Genomic DNA, 589 nt, shown 5'->3' with positions numbered 1-589 from the left:
CCGGCCGGCACCGTCCTCGCCCTCCTCGGCCCGAACGGCGCCGGCAAGACCACCACCGTCAAGATCCTCTCCACCCTCGTCACCCCCGACACCGGCCACCTGCGCGTCGGCGGCCACGACCCGGCCACCGACCCGCAGGCCGTGCGCGCCACCATCGGCGTCACCGGGCAGTTCTCCGCCGTCGACGGCCTGATCACCGGCGAGGAGAACATGCTCCTCATGGCCGACCTGCACCACCTCCCCAAGCGCGAGGGACGGCGGGTCACCGCCGAACTGCTGGAGCGGTTCGACCTCGCCGACGCCGCCCGCAAACCCGCCCAGAGCTACTCCGGGGGCATGAAACGCCGCCTGGACATCGCCATGACCCTGGTCGGCGACCCGCGGATCATCTTCCTCGACGAACCCACCACCGGCCTGGACCCCCGCAGCCGCCACACCATGTGGCAGATCGTCCGCCAACTCGTCAACGACGGCGTCACCGTCCTGCTCACCACCCAGTACCTGGAAGAGGCCGACGAACTCGCCGACCGCATCGCCGTCCTGCACAACGGCCGCATCGCCGCCGAAGGCACCGCCGAGCAACTCAAAC

1 protein-coding gene is annotated in these 589 nt (G+C 70.8%); it reads left to right on the top strand.

The features are described 5' to 3' along the window. On the top strand, positions 1-589 hold a 589-nt coding region (locus tag ACYVO2_RS37310; RefSeq protein ID WP_461012570.1), incomplete at both ends, for an ABC transporter ATP-binding protein.

The sequence above is a fragment of the Streptomyces capparidis genome (genome assembly GCF_054782095.1).
The sequence above is the reverse complement of the archived record's forward strand: the minus strand, read 5'-3'. Positions and strand labels throughout refer to the sequence as shown.